The organism is Nitrospirillum goiasense (genome assembly GCF_034427435.1).
Lineage (GTDB): Bacteria > Pseudomonadota > Alphaproteobacteria > Azospirillales > Azospirillaceae > Nitrospirillum.
Window position 1 is genome coordinate 1,007,166 of sequence record NZ_JAXQNP010000002.1, and the last position, 17,012, is coordinate 1,024,177.

Consider the following 17,012-nt stretch of genomic DNA (forward strand, 5'->3'; position numbering starts at 1 on the left):
GTGCCGGACCCTTTGAATCAGGCCATCCCCCCATGCCCGCGCCGTTCCGCCTGCCTGCCGCCCCCCTGCGCCGGATCCTTTGCTGTGCCCTGATCATGGCGTCGGCGTTCACCCTGAAACCCGCCGCGGCGGCTGGTATCCCCTTCGTCGGTTGCCCCGCCGATGGCCAGATGGGCCCGCAGGCCGCCCCCAAGAGGGGCACTGTTCCATCCTTGCCCCCCGCGCTCGCCGCCAAGGCGGCGGGGCGTTTGGCCTATTATGCGGCAGCGGAGGAGGCCGGCGGCATCGGCAGCTTCGCGCCCAAGGGCTGGCACTGCCTTGCTCTCTACGGCTCTAACGGCTTGCAACTGCTGGTGACGGCCAACCCCCTTGTCAGCCCCGACCTGATCAAGGCAGCCCAGCATATCGAGGGCCCGGCCCTGCAACTGGCCTGGCTGGACGGTGACACGTCCGGCCGCTTCGAGGTCGCCAAGGTTGCCGCCCGCCTGTTTCCCGTCGCCAAGGATTACGTCCAGGGCGTGATCGACGAAGGGTTGGCGGACAAGTCGGACTTCATCTGGGGGCCCTATCCGACGGACACCGTGGTGCGCCACAGCCCCACCTCGGTGGATTTCGTGACGCCGGTCGGACAAAAGGGCAGCGGCACAAACAGCCATCTCAGCCCAGGGCCCCTGCCCATCATCGGCAGCGCCGTGCTGTTTCCGGATCAGGATATGGCGTTGCACCAGTTGGTGGTGCGCCTGCCGCCCGAGATAGCGGACCTGGGCCCCGTCATCCAGGCGGCGTTCCGGCCGGAGTAGCGAAGCGCCTTCTGGAACTATGACCATCATGGTCATTTTTCTTGAGGCACCATGCCCCCGGCGTCATAATAGATACTGGATTGGCTGGAGGCGCTTCATGAGCACCCAGGTTTCAGTGGCCCAGGCCAAGGCGGAATTCGCGGCGCTGGTGTCCCGTGCCGAGGCGGGGGAGGAGATCATCGTCACCCGAAACGGCAAGCCGGTGGTTCGGCTGTCGGCGTTGCCGACGGCGCCGGTGAGCTATGGTGATTTGGCCGGCCTGCGGATCGGGGACGACCTCTCCTTGCCCGATGATGCCGTTGACGACTTCCTGGCGCGCTGATGGCCAGGGCGCTGCTGCTCGATACCCACATCCTCCTGTGGATGCGCGCCGACCCCGCCCGGTTGACGGAGCGGGAGCGGGGGGTGGTCGACAGGGCACCGCGCCGGCTGGTCAGTGCCGTCAGCTTCTGGGAAATCGCCCTGCTGGTCAGCTTGGGCCGGATTGCCGACGATTCTCGGCTGTTCACTTTGCCGGACGGCATTGTCCTGTTGCCGGTATCGCCGGCCCATTGCCGGGAATTGGTGGATTTGCCGCCCCTGCACCGGGACCCCTTCGACCGCATGCTCATCGCCCAGGCCCGGGTGGAGGGGCTGTCGCTGCTGACGCGGGATGCGAAGATCATCGGCTATGGCCCGGCCGGCGCCAGCCTGGCTTAGCCAGTAGGAAGGGTGGCCAGCACCGCCTCCGTCGTCGCCACGCTGGCGTACTCGCCCTCCATGTTGGCCAGCGACAGGGCGTGCACGTCCTCGGCACTCCATACGTGGCCCCGGCCGTCGCGCTTGGCGAAGGTGTAGGTGGCGTCGCTGACGACTGTGGTGGCGTAGCCCAGGTTGCCGGCCATGCGCACCGTGGCCTCCACCGAGTTGTTGGTGATGACCCCGGCCACCACCAGGGCGGTGATGCCCCGCCCGCGCAACAGGTCGTCCAACCCGGTGCCGATGAAGGCGCTGTTGCTGCGCTTGGCCACCACGGTCTCGCCGGCCGCCGGCATCGCCTCGTCCTTGAAGGCATGGCCGGGCGCGCCAGGACGGTAGGTGGAATGGGGTTCCACCGAATCATGCCGCACATGGATGACCGGCTGCCCCGCCGCGCGCCAAGCGGCCAGCAGCCGGGCCACGTTGGCCTCCGCCTCCGGGTTGTTGCGCGGCCCTTCCGCCGCCCAGCGCGGATCGTCGATGGCGCGCTGCAGGTCGATGAGCAGCAGGGCGGGCGTGGTCATTGTCAAAAATAAATGCCTTTCTATTCACTCTCAGCTAAATAGGCGTGGTGGTGTTCCCCGATTTCTATAGACAAGCCGAACTCGGCTTATCCACTCAGAAAGTGGCTGCTTCCAGCAATCAAGTTCTAGATTTGGCGGATTTTGTGAGAGATCGAATTCCGGCATTGAAATTCCGAGAGCTCCTCTGTCGAGAATTCCATCGGCCAGCACACCTTTTTCTCGCCATAAGAGAATAGGTAAACCCTGTTGGAATGCCATCGCTGGTTCGATTTGGCAATAAGAGCTCGTTAACCAGCAACCATCCCTGGTAATTTCAAAAGAATCCGGAATATTTGGTGACGGTTTGTCTTGTCCTTTTTCTATGTATGTCCGTCTGAGAGCAATCGTAATTAAGCCGCAGCAGCCATACATAAGGCGGCGTATGCCCTCTAATGGCGCGTCCATATCATAATCTGTGCGACCCAAGGTGCGGGGTTCTAAATCATTTTCTCTTAGCTTTCTCTCTATTGAACTGAGAAAGTTTTCTTGATTTACCAAAAACGGTTTTGGACAACTGAAAAAGACAGGATATTTCATAGCTTTTCTCGGAAAAGGGTTGATCGCAATGCCCTACCGTAACGTCATCCGGCGGTAACTCAGCGCCTCGGCGATGTGGACGCGGCGCACGGTGTCGCTGCCTTCCATATCGGCCAGGGTGCGGGCGACGCGCAGGACGCGGTGATAGCCGCGGGCGGACAGGCGCAGGCGCTCGGCGGCCTCGGTCAGCAGGGCGCGGCCGGGGGCCTCGGGGGCGGCCACCTTTTCCAGCAGCTCGCCGTCCGCCTCGGCATTGGTGCGGATGGTGGGGTGGCCGGGCTTCGTGAGGGCAGCGTAACGCGTCGCCTGGATAGCACGGGCCCGGGCGACGCGGGCGGCGACGATGGCGCTGGTCTCGCGCGGCGGGGGCAGCGACAGGTCCGACGCCTTCACCGCCGGCACGTCGACATGCAGGTCGATGCGGTCGAACAGCGGGCCGGAAATCTTGGACTGGTAGTCGGCGGCGCATTTGGGCGCGCGGCCGCAGGCCTGGGCCGGGTCGTCCAGGTGGCCGCAGCGGCAGGGGTTCATGGCCGCGACCAATTGCACCCGCGCCGGGTAGGTGACATGGCCGTTGGCCCGCGCCACCGTGGCCCGCCCTGTCTCCAAGGGCTGGCGCAGGGCCTCCAGCGTGGGGCGCGCGAATTCCGGCAACTCATCCAGGAACAGGACGCCCTGGTGGGCCAGGCTGATCTCCCCCGGCTTGGCACGCACGCCGCCGCCCACCAGGGCCGGCAGGCTGGCGCTGTGGTGCGGGTCCCGGAAGGGGCGACGGCGCATCAGCCGCCCGCCGTCCAGCTTGCCGGCCACGGAATGGATCATGGACAGGTCCAGCGCCTCCGCGGGTTCCAGGGGCGGCAGCAGGCCCGGCAGACGGGCGGCCAGCATGGACTTGCCCGACCCCGGCGGTCCCACCATCAGCAGGTTGTGGGCGCCGCTGGCCGCGACCTCCAGCGCGCGCTTCGCCGTCTCCTGCCCCTTGATATCGGCGAGATCGGGCAGGGCGCCGGGATCATCCTCCTCCATCTTGGGCTGGGGGCGGGACAGCACCTGGGTGCCCTTGAAGTGGTTGATCAGCTCCAGCAGGGTGCGGGGGGCCAGCACCTCCAGCTCCCCGGCCCAGGCGGCCTCCCCGCCACAGGCCGCCGGGCAGATCAGGCCCCGGTCGGTGGCGACCGCGTGGATGGCGGCGGGCAGGGTGCCGGCCACGGCCGTCAGGGCGCCGTCCAGCGCCAGTTCGCCCAGGGCGCAGAAGCCCTTGATATCCTCATCCGGCAGGATGCCCATGACGGTCAGCAGGGCGATGGCGATGGGCAGGTCATAGTGGCTGCCCTCCTTCTGCACGTCGGCCGGCGCCAGGTTCACGGTGATGCGCTTGGGCGGCAGGGCCAGGCCCAGGGCATGCAGGGCGGCCCGCACCCGCTCCCGGCTTTCGGCCACCGCCTTGTCCGGCAGGCCCACCACGGTGAAGGCCACCTGCCCGCCCGACATCTGCACCTGGACGTCGATGTCCAGGACGTCCACCCCCTGGAAGGCCACCGTCGAAACCCGCGCTACCACCGGCCCCACCCCATCCCGCTGCTGCACGCCATGCATGCACGTGGGGGTAGTGTAGGCGGACGCGGCCCCCGGCGCCAGCGATGGCGGGAACCGGGGTGCGACATTCGGGCGCCCGGGGTGCGACATCGCGGTGCCTGCAACCTTGCGACGGAAAACCATATCGCTTGTGTCTCTATTGGTTAAACAGGGACGGCTTCTATGCGCAAACTGGGTGTGATGGCCGGGGCCGCTGCGGCGGCGATGGCGATGGTGTCGGGGGCCGCGTCGGCGCAAGTGGGGGCGTCGTGGGGCGGCCTGTACGTGCAGGGCTTCATCGGCGACGCCGCCGGCCAGGCGCGGCAAGACCTGACCAACGGCCGCACCACCGGCGATCATTCGGAAAACCAGGTCTCCGGCGGCGCCGGCCTGGGCTATGGCCTGCAGGCCGGCCGCCTGCTGGTGGGGGTGGAGGGCGACATCGCCAGCGGCAGCGGCGACATCACCGCCCATGGGCCCTCGCCCGACTACAACTACACCACCCACAATGGCTGGCTGGCCACGGGCGTGGTTCGGGCCGGCTATGATTTGGGATTGGGCTTCCTGCCCTACGCCCTGGGCGGGGTGGCGGCGGGCGACGTGCGCCTGCACACCTACCGCACCGATGGGCCGGGATCGTCGATCGACTTCAGCCACACCCAGGTGGGCTGGACCCTGGGCGCCGGGGCGGAGGTGCCGCTGCCCCTGGATGCCTTCCGCCTGAAGGTGGAATACCGCTATGTCGACCTGGACAAGGCCGACGGGACCGGCAGCCAGGGCAATGCCGTCAGCGGCACCCTGCGCCAGAACCTGGTGCGGCTGGCCCTAGCCTTCCGGATCTGAGGCGAGGGGGGCGGCCTGTAGGCGACATCACAGAGGCCGGCCGCCCCCGTTGCTATCCTGCGGCGCATTACAGCTCACGGATACAATTCCTAGCGCATGCCGCTGAGGGGAGAGAGGATGAGGGGAGAGGACAGGATGGGAATGGGGGGTAAGCCGTCGAAGGCGGGCGTCGCGTGCCGCGCCACGGTCGTCTGGGCCGCCATTGGGACCGCCCTCTGGGCCTGTGGTGCCGCGCAAGCGCAGGATTTCATGCCGCCGCAGTCCACCGGGGATGTCTACATCCAGGGCTTCATCGGTGGTGCCCTGGTCCAGCAGCGCCAGGGCTATTATCGGAATTCAGACGGCCAGGACGACGTCGGCCGCTCCGTCTATGGCGGCGGCGGGCTGGGATACACCCAGCACTTTGACAATTGGCTGGTGGGGGCCGAAGCCGAAATAGGCAGCGGCACCGGCGATGTCACCACCCATGGGGGCGCGTTCGATTACGTGACCCATATCGATTGGCTGGCGACGGCCACGGGACGCCTGGGCTATGACCTGGGCGCCAACGTCGTGCCCTACATCTCGACCGGCTTGGCGGTGGGGGAGGCTGGCGCCAGCACGCGCGGCGGCGCCAGCGCCCAGAACAGCAGCGACACCAAGGCCGGCTGGACGGCCGGCGCGGGGATGGAGGCGCCGCTTCCCCTCTCCCTGCTGAAAATGCGGTTGGAGTATCGCTACGTGGACTTCGGCCAGGTCAACGGGCCCGATGGCCAGGGCGGCACCATCCCCCTGTCCCTACACCAACACCTGCTGCGCCTGGGCCTGTCGCTGCGGCTCTGACCACTGGGGGGATGGGCGGGCGCGGTGTCACGCGATCAGCGCCGCCTCGCGCCGGGCGATGGGTGGGCGTGACGGGTGCAGGACGATGCCGTCGTCGGCGATCTCGACCTTGGCTTCGGGATAGACGGCGGTGGCCAGCGCCAGGGCGTCCAGGAACACCGGCTTGAAGTGGCTGAGCTTGGCGTAGTGCTCGCCGAACTGGCGGCGCAGGGCGGCCCAGCGCACGGGCGTCGCCTGGTTCAGCACGTGCAGGCGGTAGGCCAGCCAGATGTAGACGTCGATGGCGGTGCTGCTGGCGCTGATGTGGCGCAAGGCCGCCTCGGAAACCGGCACGGCATGCTGCTTCAGGCTGTCGTAGAAGCTTTCGTTCAGCTCGATCACGTCCTGGAACAGGGCCACCTGGCGCTGGTCGGGGCTGGCCTTGAACAGGATGGAATTGTTGACGAAGCCGGCGTTCTGCCGCGTCACCGCCGCGTCCGTCTCCCACAGGAATTGCAGGCTGCAGGCGGTGATGCGCTGCGCCTGTTCCATGACCAGGCGATAGGTCTTGCCGCCGGGGCTCTCCCCCATGGCCTTCAGCCAGGAATGCCAGCTCTTGCCCAGCTCCACCTGGCGGGAGTTGGTCTTCAGCGCCTCCGTCTGCAGGTACAGCAGGATCATGCGGGCCTTGGCGCCATAGGGCACGCCGACCAGGCTGCCATCGGCATGCCGGCCGCTCTGCACGATCAGGGTGCAGCGCCCCGTTTCCTTGCGGTGGTATTCCGGCTCCGCCGCCTTGTCGATGGACCGGTGGGGCAGGCTGGTCAGGGCGAAGCCGGCATGGGTGATGCCCATGCTGTCCTCTTCCTGGGCCAGCATGGCGGCGGCCACGTCCACCAGATTGCGACCACTCTTGCTGGTCGCCATCTCGCGGGCCCGGTCGATGCCATGTTCCAGGATGAGACGGTGAATGTCGGCCATGGCGCCCTTCGCTCCCTGCCAGTCGGTTCGGTCGATGTGAGGTGATGGGCCGAAGTGTTCCAAAGCCAAATCACTAAATCTAGGTCGGACTTTACCGGCCCCCGCTATTTGTGGGGTATTTGGAGTCTGTTATTTGAGGTGCCGGTTAAGTCCGGGAAATAATCCCGAGTCGGGCCGGTAGAGTCCGGCATCGGGCCGGCAAGGTCCTGTGGAAAACTGTTCTTCGCATGCGGCCGGTGTGGGTCGGCGCATCCTGTGGCCGGTAGAGTCCGGGGGACTGGCGTCCGAGTCTGTGGATAACTCCCGCCGGGCCGGTAAAGTCCGAGCCGAATCGTGACGAATCAGTGCACGCGGGATCCCGGGATCGACTCCGGCGGACTCGAATGGGCGGTCGACTCGCCGCCGGACACGGACTTTACCGGCCCTGCCGACGGGAGTCCGGGACTTTCCGGACCGTGGTGGCCCTGGCGGCGGGCCGCGATGCCGGCCGCGCAGGCCATTCAAATCCGGGACCGCCGGATCCACTCGGACTTTACCGGCTCCGCTGATGGCGAAGGGCTGCTCCGCCCCGGCGCTTTTTTCTGGACTCGGACTTTACCGGCCATGCCGGTGCCAGGTAGGGGGGATTCGGACTTTACCGGCCACCCCGCCTCCCGCAGGGCATGCGCCCAGCTTTCGGGAGAAAGCTTTTATATGGAAAGCCCTTAAGTAAATTTGTAACAAAAATATCCCCTTAAGGTTTATAGATTCTGCACATCTTCTATTAAAAGGTAAGGCGTGACATTGTCCCGCCTGCCGGATGAGGGCAGGCCCCTCCCCAATTGGAAGGCCCTACCGGTGTCAGACCCCTCAGTCCGGTTGAAGGACCAGGCGTCGGCGCCGCCGCCGCCCGTCCCTGTCGCGGCTCTGCGAGAGCCGTTGATAACCATGGAAAACGGGAGAAAACGACATGAGCACCTCAGGCAGCCTTGTCATCCAGTCCGGCCTGTTGGCCGATTTGGTCGTCTCCAATGATCCCAACCAGCCGGGACAGGTGATCTTGCGATGGCTCGACGGTAATGACACCAACCAGCAATGGCTCGAAGAGCCAGCAACCAACGGCTTTTATTTGAGGAACGTCGCGACCGGCACGTACCTCGCCTATACCGGCGACAACGCACGCGTAACCCTGGATAGCCATGGGTCCATTTGGCAGAAGACCGGCGCCGACGACCGGCTGAGCGCCATTCGGCTGACCCTGCGGCCTGACCAGAACCTGAACGCTTTGGGGGCCCATGCCCGTGTGGGCACGGCCATCGGCACCTGGGGGTGGAGCGGCGGTGACGGCAACGAAACATGGCTTGTCAGCCCGGTAAGCAGCGTTTGGCCGCGCCCAACCAAGCTGGTTTCCTTCGTGTCCGGCATGGCCGCCTACCTGCAACTGGCCGTCGATCCGGCCAATCCCACGGGTGCCCTGGTGGTGAACGACAATTTCGCGTCCCAGGCGACCAGCAGCTTCGCCTTCATCGCCACGCAGTGGTTCGGCGGCTTCAGCATCGTCAACAAGGCCAGCAATTTGCTGGCCTATGTCAGTAGCAACGGCAACGGATCCAAATTATTGCAGCGCCAGCCCAGCCAGCTGGATTCAGACGCGATCTGGACCTATGGCCGCAGCAGCACCTTCCAGGCCATTCGGCCTTGGATCAATTCGAACCAGAACTGGAATGTCTTCGGCAACCCGCATCCGATTCCGAAGGGGCCGCTGTCCATGGGGACCTGGAGCTGGGGCGGCGGCCAGGAAAACGAACTGTGGCAGACAATCGCGGCTGTGCTTCAGCCCGTGGCGACAGGGGATCTCCGGGCCGAGGCGGCGTCGGCGCTGGTGACGCCCCAGCCGGCCCCCGTGGCCGAGGTCTGGGCCCGGATCGTCGATGCGTCGCCCAACGCCAACGGGGCATTGGCGCACGGCCCGCACTAAGCGTGGCGGGAGCCCTCCGGCCAATCTGGAAGGCTGACGGCGGGGTGGTCGGATCACGGGCCGCCCCGCCTGCATCGCCAAAAGAAACGGGCGCCCTCACGCTCCAGAAAGGGCGCCCGTCTGTGGGCGGTACGACGGTGGATGATGGGAAACCGGCATCCCGCCCGAACCTCTACCCTCAGCGCCAGCAGCTTGCCGGCACCGCCTTGCGCACCAGGGTGGCAAAGTCTTCCACCGTGCAGCGGTCGCCGCCGCAGGCGGGCAAGGGCAACTCAACCTTACCCGCCGGATGGGCCGGCGTCAGGGCGGCGGCTTGCCGCAGGTCGTCCAGGGTCTGGTAGTACAGGACGACATGCACGTAGCGCTGGCCCGTGACGGTGTCGCGGCTGACCTCGAACGCCAGGGTGGTGTCGGGGGCGGTCTTGTCCGGCTGGCCGGGCAGGGTCCAGTCCAGGCCCAGCAGGCCCGCCACGTTGGACAGGTTGGTGTCATGCCCCAGGATGGAGACCAGCTTGGCCCCCGCCGGCACCGGCGCCAGGGGGGCGGTCGCCGTGCCGCCCGTCACCCCGGCCACGATCTGGCGGGCCAGCAGCGCGCCGTTGTGGCTGGCGATGTAGGGGGTGCGGCGGGTCAGGTCGGCCTGGTAGTCGTGCACCGGCAGGATGGCGGCCAGGGCCTGGGGCGTGCCGGCGCGGCCCCAGCCCACCTGGTCGGCGGGCATGCCCTGCACATATTCCAGGAAGATGCTTTCGGCCAGCATGGCGCCCCGCGCCAGGGGCCCGTCCACCTTCACCTCCCCGCCCTTGTCCACCACCTTGGCGGGGCCGGTGGCAAAGCAGGCGCCAGGGGCAGCGGTGGGGGCACAGGCCTTGGGCGCCACCACCTGGACCAGGGCGGCCAGGGACGGGGCGATGTTGGCCGGCACGGTGGCGATGTCGCCGCCGTTGGCCGCGATCACCGCCTTGGTGGCCTCGGCGGCGTCCATGGGGCAGGCGCCGCCGGACGCGGCGTCGAACAGCACGTCGGGGCTATCCGGCGCCAGACCCTGGGCCTTCAGGCCGCAGCCGGGGGCCAGCCCCTCGGCCAGCGCCTGAGCGCTGGCGCGGGTGCGCTGGTCGCCGCTGTCGCCCCAGACGAAGATTTGATCGCCCGCTGGGCAGCGGTCGGGTCCCAGCAGGCCGCGCTGGCGGTACTGGGCGCCCAGATACAGGCCCAACTGGCGGATGGCGTCGGCGCCGTGGGGGGTGAGGATGCCCCGGTCCACGGGCCAGGCCGGCCAGTCCTGGTCCGACAGGCGGCGCAACTCCGCCAGCCCCTTGGTCGGGCTGCGCACGCCGTGGCGGGACAGCAGGACCACCCGTTCCAGGACCTCATGCGAGGCCGGGGGGCGGTATCGGCCCAGGCGGGGCCGGCCACCAGGCCGGCCGCCAGGACCACCGGCATGAGCCGCCGGATGGCGGCGCCCGGCGTCTGAGGGAACACGCTTAAACCCTTGCTCATCACCACCCCGTGACCGACAGGTTGAAGAACACGCTGCGGCCCGGCGTCGTCCAATAAAGTGCCTGGCCGGTGGCGGACTGGGTGCCGGCGAAGCCGTTGATGCGGTGGGTGTCGAACAGGTTGCCGATCTTCAGGCTGGGGGTGACGTCCACCAGGTGATAACCCAGGTCCTTCAGGCGCCAGCCCACGGACACGTCGGCGGTGAACACCGGGTGGATGCGGTAGGCGTTGGCGAAGTCCGGCTGGCCGGTCTTGGCGTCGGTGGTGTTGTCCTGGCCGTAGAACGGACCCACCACCTTGCCGATGGCGGAGAAGTAGAGGCCCTCGGGGCTGTCGTACATGACGCCGGTGGTGGCCATCCATTGCGGGGTGTCCGCCACCCAGACGTAATTGTCCTTGTACTGGGCGTGGTTCAGGCTGGCGTTGGCATAGAGTGACAGGGCGTCGGTCAGGGCGTACTGCGTCTCCAGCTCCAGGCCCTTGTAGATGGCGCCGGACCCGTTGACGAAGGTGGTCTCGGTCGTGCCGGGCACCTGGCTGGTGGAGATGTAGTTGCTGAAGTCGATGTAATAGGCGTCGGCGCCCACCATCCACCGGCCATGCTGCACGGCGGTGCCGACCTGGTAGTTCATGGTCTCTTCCGGCTTGATTGAGGCGATCTTGGCCACCTGGAAGACATCGATGGGCGGCGCCAGGAAGCCCTTGGCCACCTGGGCGTAGGCGGTCCAGCCCTCCTCGATGGTGTAGTGGGCGGCGATGGACGGCTGGGCCTCGGTGTAGGTCTCGCTGTAGTTCAGCGGCGCCGGCGGCTTGGTCTTGTTGTACAGCGCGTCGACATCGCGGGTGAAGCTGGTGACCTTCACGCCCGGGATCAGGGTCAGGTCCGGCGTGACCTTCCAGTCGAACTCGACATAGGGCTGCCAGGTGGTGTTCAGGTCGCGGTACTTGTAGGTGTAGGGCGTGCCGTACTTGCTGGTGACCAGGACGCCCTGGGTCCAGTCATCAGGATTCGGAATGGCGGTGGTCCAGCTGGCGGTCGTACCAGACGCCGGCCTTGATGTCGCCGAACGACAGGCTGTCAGTCAGGTTGAAGGTGTCGCCGAAGGTGCGGTAGTTGGCGTTGGCCTCCTTGCCCGGGATGTCGCTGGCGTATGTGGCCACCTTCTTGCCCGCGGCGTTGTAGAAGGTGACGCCCACATCCTTGGGGTTGCTGTCGCTGGCGTCCGACAATTCCTTGTAATGATGCCCGAAGCCGTTGGTGTAGGCGTTGTTATCCAGCTTGATGCTGTCCGTCAGTTCGGACTGCACCCGGATATAGTCGAAGTCCGAGCTGTAGCGGCTGGGCTGGTACTTGTAATAGGACTGGGCGGCGGGATTGTTGCCCAGGCCCCAGTTGTCGCCGTACTTGGCCAGGTCGGCCAGGGAGATGCCCTGGGTGGTGTACTCGAACGAATGGTTCTTGCTGGCCACCAGCGTCACCGTCGTGCGCTCGCCAATATCCAGCACGTCCTTGAAGAAATAGTTGGTGCGCTGTTCCTCCGCCCCGGTCAGGTACCCGTCGGAGGTGGTGCGCTGCACGTCGAAGAACATGCGGCCCAGCACGGTGCGGCCGGTATCGAGCTCGCCACCAATGCCCTTGGTGTTCCAACTTCCGTAGGTGCCATAGGCGGTGACGCCCGGGTCTTCCGACGGGTTCTTGGACAGGAAGCCCAGGGTGCCGCCGAAGGTGGCCTTGCCGATGGTGGAGGCCGTGCCGGGCCCGCGGTCCACCTCCGCCTGGCCCATGTCGTGGGCCACGAACAGGGCGGAGCTGGTGTGGTGCAGGTCGGTGGCGTCGCCGAAGGGGATGCCATCGAAGGTGATGTTGAACTGGCTGTCCTGGAAGCCGCGCAGGCTCAGCGTTTCCGCCTTGCCCAGGCCGGGGCCGTTGGGGCTCTGGGCATAGACGCTGGGCTGGAACTTCACCATGTCGTCGAAGCTGGACAGCGGGACGATGTTGTCGCGCAGGAAACCTTCCGGAACGATGGAGGTGGGCTCCGTCGCCTCCAGCGGCACGTTGGAGGGCGAGACGCGCATGACCTTGGCCACCACGTCGATCTCCGTCATGCCGGCGTCGGCATCGGCCATGGGCCCGTCGGCCGCTGGGGTATCGGCCGCGCGGGCGGGCGGGGCGAGGGCGGCCAGCGCCAGGGCCACGGCGGCGGCGCCCATCATCAGTCTGGCCCTGGTCGGGCGGGTCTCCGGCTTCGTCGTCATCATCGTCCCCCTTCGTTGATCGCGGCACCTTGGACGGCGCTTTGCAAAATCTCGTGCCGCGCTGGTACAGTCGGGACCGGATGCGAATCTTGACGGCAGCCTGACGGAAATTTCAGGTATCGCCGATTTAAGCGTCTTCATAAGGCCTTAGGGACTATCCAGTTTCTTGTGAATTTCATTTGACCATTACATGACGGGACGATGACGGGACGCCTTGCCTTCACGGCGCTGGACTGGGATGCCGGGCCTTTGCGGGCGGACCTGGCGGCGCTGGGGTGGGAGGCCGTCGCCGATGCCTCCCCCGACGTCCGCCTGCTGGTGGCCACCCGCGCCGACGCCCTTCTGGCCCATCTTCCCGATCCGTCCGGGCCGGTGCAGGCGCCCGTCCTGTGCCTGGCGGACGCGGATGCGGCGGTCGAGTCCGCCTTGCTGAGCGCCGGGGCGCACATGGTGTTGCCGCTGTCCTCGGGCGCCACGGTGGTGGCGGCGGCCTTGTCCCTGCTGGCGCGGCTTGCCGCCCCGGCGGACAGGGCGGTGCGGGTGGGCGACCTTGCCCTGCATGTCGACCGGCGGGTGGCGCTGTGCCGGGGGCGGCCCCTGGCCTTGGCGCCGCTGGATTTCGACCTGCTGCTGCTGTTGGCGGAGCGCATGGGCCAGGTGGTGCCGGCGGCCGACCTGCGGGCCCGCTTGTGGCCCAACCTCGCGCCGGACGCGCCCGGCGCCGCCGACCGGCTGGCCGCCCACATCCGCAGCCTACGCCGGGCGCTGGGCACGGCCGTGCCGCTGCACACGCGCGGGCACCGGGGCTATCAATTGGGCGTTAGGCGGCTGGGCGTTAGGTAATATACCGGATATCTCCGCTGGCGGGGCCCGCCTAGGGTGGCGACCATGGTTTCCACCAGCGGGTGATCCCCATGCGCGCCCTTCTCATCGGCAAGGCCATGCCCAGCGCTGCCCGGCTATCGCGGGTGCTGCGGGAGCGGGGATGGCAGGTTGAGACGCTGGCCGCCCTGCCGCCGACGCCGCGTCCCGCCGACGTGGTGGTGGTGGGTGAGGATGGCCGCTCTTTGCGCGATCGCCTGGCCCGGGCTCGGAAGACCTTTCCCGGCGCTTTGGTGGTGACGCTGCTGGCCAACCCGGATGGCGCCGCCCCGGCGGACCGGGCCGGCGCGATGGCGATGGGCGCCGACGACCAGGTGGACGCCGGCCTTCCCGGCGACCTGGTGGTGGACCGTCTGCTGGCGCTGTTGCGTCTGAAGCGCCAGGGGCCGCGCCTGGCCTACGCCCTGGACGACCTGACGGTGGACGTGCGCCAGCGCCGGGTGCGCCGCGCCGGCCGCGACATCCTGCTATCATCGCGCGAGTTCCAATTGCTGGTCCTGCTGCTGCAGGCGGACGGCGCCGTCGTGCCGCGCACCGCCATCCTCGACCGGCTGTGGGCCGGCGACATGGATGTGGCCGACAACGCCGTGGACGCCCTGGCCTCCCGCCTGCGCCGCCGGCTGGACGGCCCCGGCCAGCCCCGCCTGCTGCACACCCTGCGCGGGGTGGGGTACTGCCTGGTCTCGGGCACCGGCATGGATCAGGCGCTGGCCGCCTAACCGGCGGCTTGGCCTGCCGCCTCCAGGCTCAGGTGGATCAGGGCGGGGACGTTGTCGCAGCCGGTCTTTTCCATGACCTTGGCGCGGTGGTTCTCCACCGTGCGGGCGCTGATGCCCAGCTTCCAGGCGATGACCTTGTTGGGGTGGCCGGCCACCAGCAGGTCCATGACCTCCCGTTCCCGGACGCTCAGGGAGTCCAGCCGGCCGCGCGCCGCCTCCGCCCGCGCCTGGTGGCGCAGGGCATGGCCGCTGCGGTCCATGGCCGTTTCCACCGCGCGCACCAGGGCGTCGACGGTGAAGGGCTTTTCGATGAAATCCACCGCCCCGGCCTTCAGCGCCGTCACCGCCTTGGGCACGTCGCCCTGGCCGGTCAGGATGATCATGGGCAGGGGACAGCCGCGGCGCGCCAGGTCGGCCTGAAGTTCCAGGCCGGTCATGCCGGGCATGTTGATGTCGGCGATGACGCAGCCGGGCACGGCGTCGGCGCCGGCGGCCAGGAAGGCGATGGCCGACGGGTACGTCGCCACCGGATAGCCCTCTGCCTCGAACAGGGCGCTCAACGCGTCGCGCACCGCCTCGTCGTCATCGACGATGGCCAGTGTCAGGTCAGGCCGCGGCATGGGGCGCCTCGCTGGCGGGAGGTGGGGGGACCAGGGCGGGGTTGGCCTGGGTGGGGGTGGCCAGGGGCAGGGTGAAGGAAAAGGCCGCTCCGCCCAGCGCGTCGCCGCCGGCCTGCAGCCGTCCGCCGTGGGCCTCGACGATGCCGCGGCTGATGCTCAGGCCCAGGCCCATGCCGGTGCGGCGCGTGGTGGTGAACGGGGCGAACAGGCGGCCGGCCACCTCGGCGGCGATGCCGGGGCCGGTGTCGGCCACCCGCACCTCCGCCCTGGGACCGTCCCCGACGCCCTCTGACACCTCCGGCGCCAGGTTCACCTCAATCAGGATTCGGCGGTCGGTGGCGTCGCCCTCGGCCAGCGCGTCCAGGGCGTTGCGCACCAGGTTGATTAGCACCTGTTCCACCTGAACCCGGTCGATGGACAGGGTCAGGGTGGCGTCCACCGCCAGGTCCAGCCGGGCGCCGGCGTTGGCCACCTCATCCGCCAGCAGGCGGGCGACGCCGGCCACCAGGTCGCCGGCGGGCACCGGCGCGCTGGCCACCTGGCCGGTGCGGTAGAATTCGCGCAGATGGCGGATGATGGCGCCGGCCCGCTCCGCCTGGGCGGCGGCCTTGCCCATCAGGTCCAGGGCTTTGGCGCCATGTTCGGCCCCCTCCCTTGCCGCCTCCAGGATGCGGCGGCAGGCGCCGGTGTAGCTGACGATGGCCGACAGGGGCTGGTTCAGCTCATGCGCCAGGGCCGCCGCCAGCTCCTCCGTCAGGTGGCTGCGGCTGGCCTGCTCGGCGGCGGCGCGATGCTGGCCCAGGGCGGCGGCGGCCCGCTTGCGGGCGGAGATGTCGCGGATGGTCAGCACGCCCATGCGCGCGCCGGCCTCATCCGTCACCGACACCGGCACCATGGCCAGGGATGATTCCACCGGCAGGGGCCGGCCATCGGCCGCCACCAGCCATTCCTCTCCCCCCTCGCGGCGCAGCAGATCGGCCAGGGGCCGGCCGCGCAGGCTGTCGGCGGCCCGTCCCGTCAGGTCGGCGACCACGCGGTTGACCTCCTCCACCCGGCCGTCGGTGTCCAGGATGACGATGCCGTCGGGCGCCAGCTCGATCAGGGTTTTCAGCCGCGCCTCGCCCTTGGCCGCCGCCGCCCGCACCCGCTCGCGTTCCGAGATCACCGCCCCCAGCAGCAGGCCGGTCATGGCCAGCGACAGCATCAGGATTTGCAGCTTCAGCGCCTGATAGGGCTGGATGTCGCAGATGGCGATGCCCAGGCTCAGGCCGGTTTCCAGGGCGGCCAGGGCCAGCACGGCGCCCGGCAGGCCGCTGCCCGCCGCCACCCAGACCAGGGGGATGAACACGGGATAGAAGCGCGAGCCCACCACCCGGGGGAAGATCACCGCCACCGACAGGCAGATGCCGGCGATCTGCCCCAGGACCTGCGCCCGCCACAGATGGCCCGGCCGCAGCCGCCGCGCCAGGCGGGGCGCCATCAGGGCCAGGGTGGCGGCCACCGTCACCCCGGCCATGTCGCCCACCCAATGCTGCAGGGCGGCGGTCAGCGGGTCGGCCGCCGTCGCCCTGCCGTCCCAGCCGGTCATGGTGCCCCCGGCCAGGGGCCAGCCCGGCAGGATGCGGGCCAGGGCCAGCAGCAACAGGCTCTGCCCCAACGCCCCGGCCATGGCCAGGACCAGAAGGCGCGTGACGCCGTCTGTGTCCTCCAGCACATAGCCGTCGCCATCGCGGCGCAGACGCCGGGCCAGCAGCAGGCCGGGGACGGCGAAGACCAGCGGCTCCGCCAGGGTCGGGATGGCCAGGGCCGGGGTGAAAGGCATGCTGGCTGGAAGCACAATGGCGCGCAGCGCCAGGCCGGCCACGGCCGCCACCATGACCAGGGGTATGGCCAGCGTCAGGCGCCCAGGCCCCCACAGCATCACCAGCGCCAGGCCGATGCCGGCGCGCACGTTCCAGGGCGCCCAGCCCGGCACGGCCGACACCAGCAGCGGGTCCAGCAGGCCGGCCAGCGGGTACAGCGCCAGCAGGGCCCAGGGCCAGCGGCCAAACGGGACGGGGCCGGACGAGGAGGGGGCAGGCGGGGAAGGGAGGGTGGCGGACAGCAAAAGGCCCCATCACGGGTAGGACGAAGGCACATCCTTCGTTCCCCTGTGATAGGGCCCTTGCGTTACGGTCTTGTGACGGCGCCCCAGCGCACGACGCGGGGCCGCCTTCGATGATGTCCCTGGCGCGACGCCG

The 17,012-nt window shown here is 68.4% G+C and carries 17 protein-coding genes; 8 read left to right on the plus strand and 9 right to left on the minus strand.

Annotation, left to right across the window (positions count from 1 at the left end; all coding sequences use genetic code 11):
• Positions 1-32 precede the first annotated feature (32 nt).
• The 3 genes from ULB03_RS07105 to ULB03_RS07115 all read left to right on the plus strand — a co-directional run bounded on the left by ULB03_RS07105 (position 33) and on the right by ULB03_RS07115 (position 1,499).
• Positions 33-800 carry a hypothetical protein gene (locus ULB03_RS07105; RefSeq protein WP_322482524.1) on the plus strand — a complete coding sequence of 256 codons (768 nt, stop codon included), beginning with the start codon at positions 33-35 and terminating at the stop codon, positions 798-800.
• A 97-nt stretch (positions 801-897) separates the two neighbouring features.
• On the plus strand, positions 898-1,122 hold the full coding sequence (locus ULB03_RS07110; protein ID WP_322482525.1) for a type II toxin-antitoxin system Phd/YefM family antitoxin: 225 nt from the start codon (positions 898-900) through the stop codon (positions 1,120-1,122).
• A complete protein-coding gene (locus ULB03_RS07115; protein ID WP_322482526.1) occupies positions 1,122-1,499 on the plus strand; it encodes a type II toxin-antitoxin system VapC family toxin in 378 nt (125 codons plus the stop codon). The genes ULB03_RS07110 and ULB03_RS07115 overlap by 1 nt, the downstream gene beginning before the upstream one ends.
• Here the strand turns inward: ULB03_RS07115 and ULB03_RS07120 are convergent.
• Genes ULB03_RS07120 through ULB03_RS07130 form a run of 3 tightly spaced genes read right to left on the minus strand, consistent with a single transcriptional unit; the run spans position 1,496 to position 4,198 of the window.
• On the minus strand, positions 1,496-2,062 hold the full coding sequence (locus ULB03_RS07120) for a cysteine hydrolase family protein (protein WP_322482527.1): 567 nt from the start codon (positions 2,060-2,062) through the stop codon (positions 1,496-1,498). The genes ULB03_RS07115 and ULB03_RS07120 overlap by 4 nt on opposite strands.
• 30 nt (positions 2,063-2,092) lie before the next feature.
• A complete protein-coding gene (locus ULB03_RS07125) occupies positions 2,093-2,638 on the minus strand; it encodes a hypothetical protein (protein ID WP_322482528.1) in 546 nt (181 codons plus the stop codon).
• A 33-nt stretch (positions 2,639-2,671) separates the two neighbouring features.
• Entirely contained in the window at positions 2,672-4,198 is a 1,527-nt protein-coding gene (locus ULB03_RS07130) for a YifB family Mg chelatase-like AAA ATPase (RefSeq protein WP_322482529.1), read from the minus strand.
• Positions 4,199-4,396: 198 nt separating this feature from the next.
• On the opposite strand from ULB03_RS07130, the gene ULB03_RS07135 reads away from it, so the two are divergent.
• Positions 4,397-5,056, plus strand: coding sequence for an outer membrane protein (locus ULB03_RS07135; RefSeq protein WP_322482530.1), 660 nt, complete (start codon positions 4,397-4,399; stop codon positions 5,054-5,056).
• 141 nt (positions 5,057-5,197) lie between these two features.
• Positions 5,198-5,878 (plus strand): outer membrane protein, encoded by a 681-nt coding sequence (locus ULB03_RS07140; protein ID WP_322482531.1) that lies wholly within the window; start codon positions 5,198-5,200, stop codon positions 5,876-5,878.
• Between the two features lie 27 nt (positions 5,879-5,905).
• On the opposite strand, the gene ULB03_RS07145 is transcribed toward ULB03_RS07140, so the two are convergent.
• Positions 5,906-6,838, minus strand: a complete 933-nt coding sequence (locus tag ULB03_RS07145) for a replication protein RepA (protein WP_145734791.1) — start codon at positions 6,836-6,838, stop codon at positions 5,906-5,908.
• 949 nt (positions 6,839-7,787) lie between these two features.
• Here ULB03_RS07145 and ULB03_RS07150 point away from each other — a divergent pair.
• A complete protein-coding gene (locus tag ULB03_RS07150) occupies positions 7,788-8,795 on the plus strand; it encodes an RICIN domain-containing protein (RefSeq protein ID WP_322482532.1) in 1,008 nt (335 codons plus the stop codon).
• 178 nt (positions 8,796-8,973) lie between these two features.
• On the opposite strand, the gene ULB03_RS07155 is transcribed toward ULB03_RS07150, so the two are convergent.
• The 3 genes from ULB03_RS07155 to ULB03_RS07165 form a co-directional block, all read right to left on the minus strand.
• Positions 8,974-10,152, minus strand: coding sequence for a histidine-type phosphatase (locus ULB03_RS07155; RefSeq protein ID WP_322482533.1), 1,179 nt, complete (start codon positions 10,150-10,152; stop codon positions 8,974-8,976).
• Between the two features lie 142 nt (positions 10,153-10,294).
• Positions 10,295-11,377 carry a TonB-dependent receptor domain-containing protein gene (locus ULB03_RS07160; RefSeq protein WP_322483795.1) on the minus strand — a complete coding sequence of 361 codons (1,083 nt, stop codon included), beginning with the start codon at positions 11,375-11,377 and terminating at the stop codon, positions 10,295-10,297.
• Positions 11,298-12,509 carry a TonB-dependent receptor plug domain-containing protein gene (locus ULB03_RS07165; RefSeq protein ID WP_322482534.1) on the minus strand — a complete coding sequence of 404 codons (1,212 nt, stop codon included), beginning with the start codon at positions 12,507-12,509 and terminating at the stop codon, positions 11,298-11,300. The genes ULB03_RS07160 and ULB03_RS07165 overlap by 80 nt, the downstream gene beginning before the upstream one ends.
• Positions 12,510-12,752: 243 nt before the next feature.
• Here ULB03_RS07165 and ULB03_RS07170 point away from each other — a divergent pair, with 243 nt between their 5' ends.
• Together ULB03_RS07170 and ULB03_RS07175 are read left to right on the plus strand one after the other, a co-directional pair.
• A complete protein-coding gene (locus ULB03_RS07170) occupies positions 12,753-13,394 on the plus strand; it encodes a winged helix-turn-helix domain-containing protein (RefSeq protein WP_322482535.1) in 642 nt (213 codons plus the stop codon).
• Positions 13,395-13,465: 71 nt separating this feature from the next.
• Positions 13,466-14,152 carry a winged helix-turn-helix domain-containing protein gene (locus ULB03_RS07175; RefSeq protein WP_322482536.1) on the plus strand — a complete coding sequence of 229 codons (687 nt, stop codon included), beginning with the start codon at positions 13,466-13,468 and terminating at the stop codon, positions 14,150-14,152.
• Here the strand turns inward: ULB03_RS07175 and ULB03_RS07180 are convergent.
• Together ULB03_RS07180 and ULB03_RS07185 are read right to left on the minus strand one after the other, a co-directional pair.
• On the minus strand, positions 14,149-14,772 hold the full coding sequence (locus tag ULB03_RS07180; RefSeq protein WP_322482537.1) for a response regulator transcription factor: 624 nt from the start codon (positions 14,770-14,772) through the stop codon (positions 14,149-14,151). The two genes, ULB03_RS07175 and ULB03_RS07180, sit on opposite strands and share 4 nt — an antisense overlap.
• Complete coding sequence (locus tag ULB03_RS07185) at positions 14,759-16,879, minus strand: two-component system sensor histidine kinase NtrB (protein WP_322482538.1); 2,121 nt, start codon at positions 16,877-16,879, stop codon at positions 14,759-14,761. Before ULB03_RS07185 ends, ULB03_RS07180 begins: the two co-directional genes overlap by 14 nt.
• Positions 16,880-17,012 lie beyond the last annotated feature (133 nt).

Bases quoted from the DNA above. Each gene is read 5' to 3' on its own strand.
- ULB03_RS07105 (WP_322482524.1), top strand. From the start codon at position 33: ATGCCCGCGCCGTTCCGCCTGCCTGCCGCCCCCCTGCGCCGGATCCTT.
- ULB03_RS07110 (WP_322482525.1), top strand. From the start codon at position 898: ATGAGCACCCAGGTTTCAGTGGCCCAGGCCAAGGCGGAATTCGCGGCG.
- ULB03_RS07115 (WP_322482526.1), top strand. From the start codon at position 1,122: ATGGCCAGGGCGCTGCTGCTCGATACCCACATCCTCCTGTGGATGCGC.
- ULB03_RS07120 (WP_322482527.1), bottom strand. From the start codon at position 2,062: ATGACCACGCCCGCCCTGCTGCTCATCGACCTGCAGCGCGCCATCGAC.
- ULB03_RS07125 (WP_322482528.1), bottom strand. From the start codon at position 2,638: ATGAAATATCCTGTCTTTTTCAGTTGTCCAAAACCGTTTTTGGTAAAT.
- ULB03_RS07135 (WP_322482530.1), top strand. From the start codon at position 4,397: ATGCGCAAACTGGGTGTGATGGCCGGGGCCGCTGCGGCGGCGATGGCG.
- ULB03_RS07140 (WP_322482531.1), top strand. From the start codon at position 5,198: ATGGGGGGTAAGCCGTCGAAGGCGGGCGTCGCGTGCCGCGCCACGGTC.
- ULB03_RS07145 (WP_145734791.1), bottom strand. From the start codon at position 6,838: ATGGCCGACATTCACCGTCTCATCCTGGAACATGGCATCGACCGGGCC.
- ULB03_RS07150 (WP_322482532.1), top strand. From the start codon at position 7,788: ATGAGCACCTCAGGCAGCCTTGTCATCCAGTCCGGCCTGTTGGCCGAT.
- ULB03_RS07165 (WP_322482534.1), bottom strand. From the start codon at position 12,509: ATGATGGGCGCCGCCGCCGTGGCCCTGGCGCTGGCCGCCCTCGCCCCG.
- ULB03_RS07170 (WP_322482535.1), top strand. From the start codon at position 12,753: ATGACGGGACGCCTTGCCTTCACGGCGCTGGACTGGGATGCCGGGCCT.
- ULB03_RS07175 (WP_322482536.1), top strand. From the start codon at position 13,466: ATGCGCGCCCTTCTCATCGGCAAGGCCATGCCCAGCGCTGCCCGGCTA.
- ULB03_RS07180 (WP_322482537.1), bottom strand. From the start codon at position 14,772: ATGCCGCGGCCTGACCTGACACTGGCCATCGTCGATGACGACGAGGCG.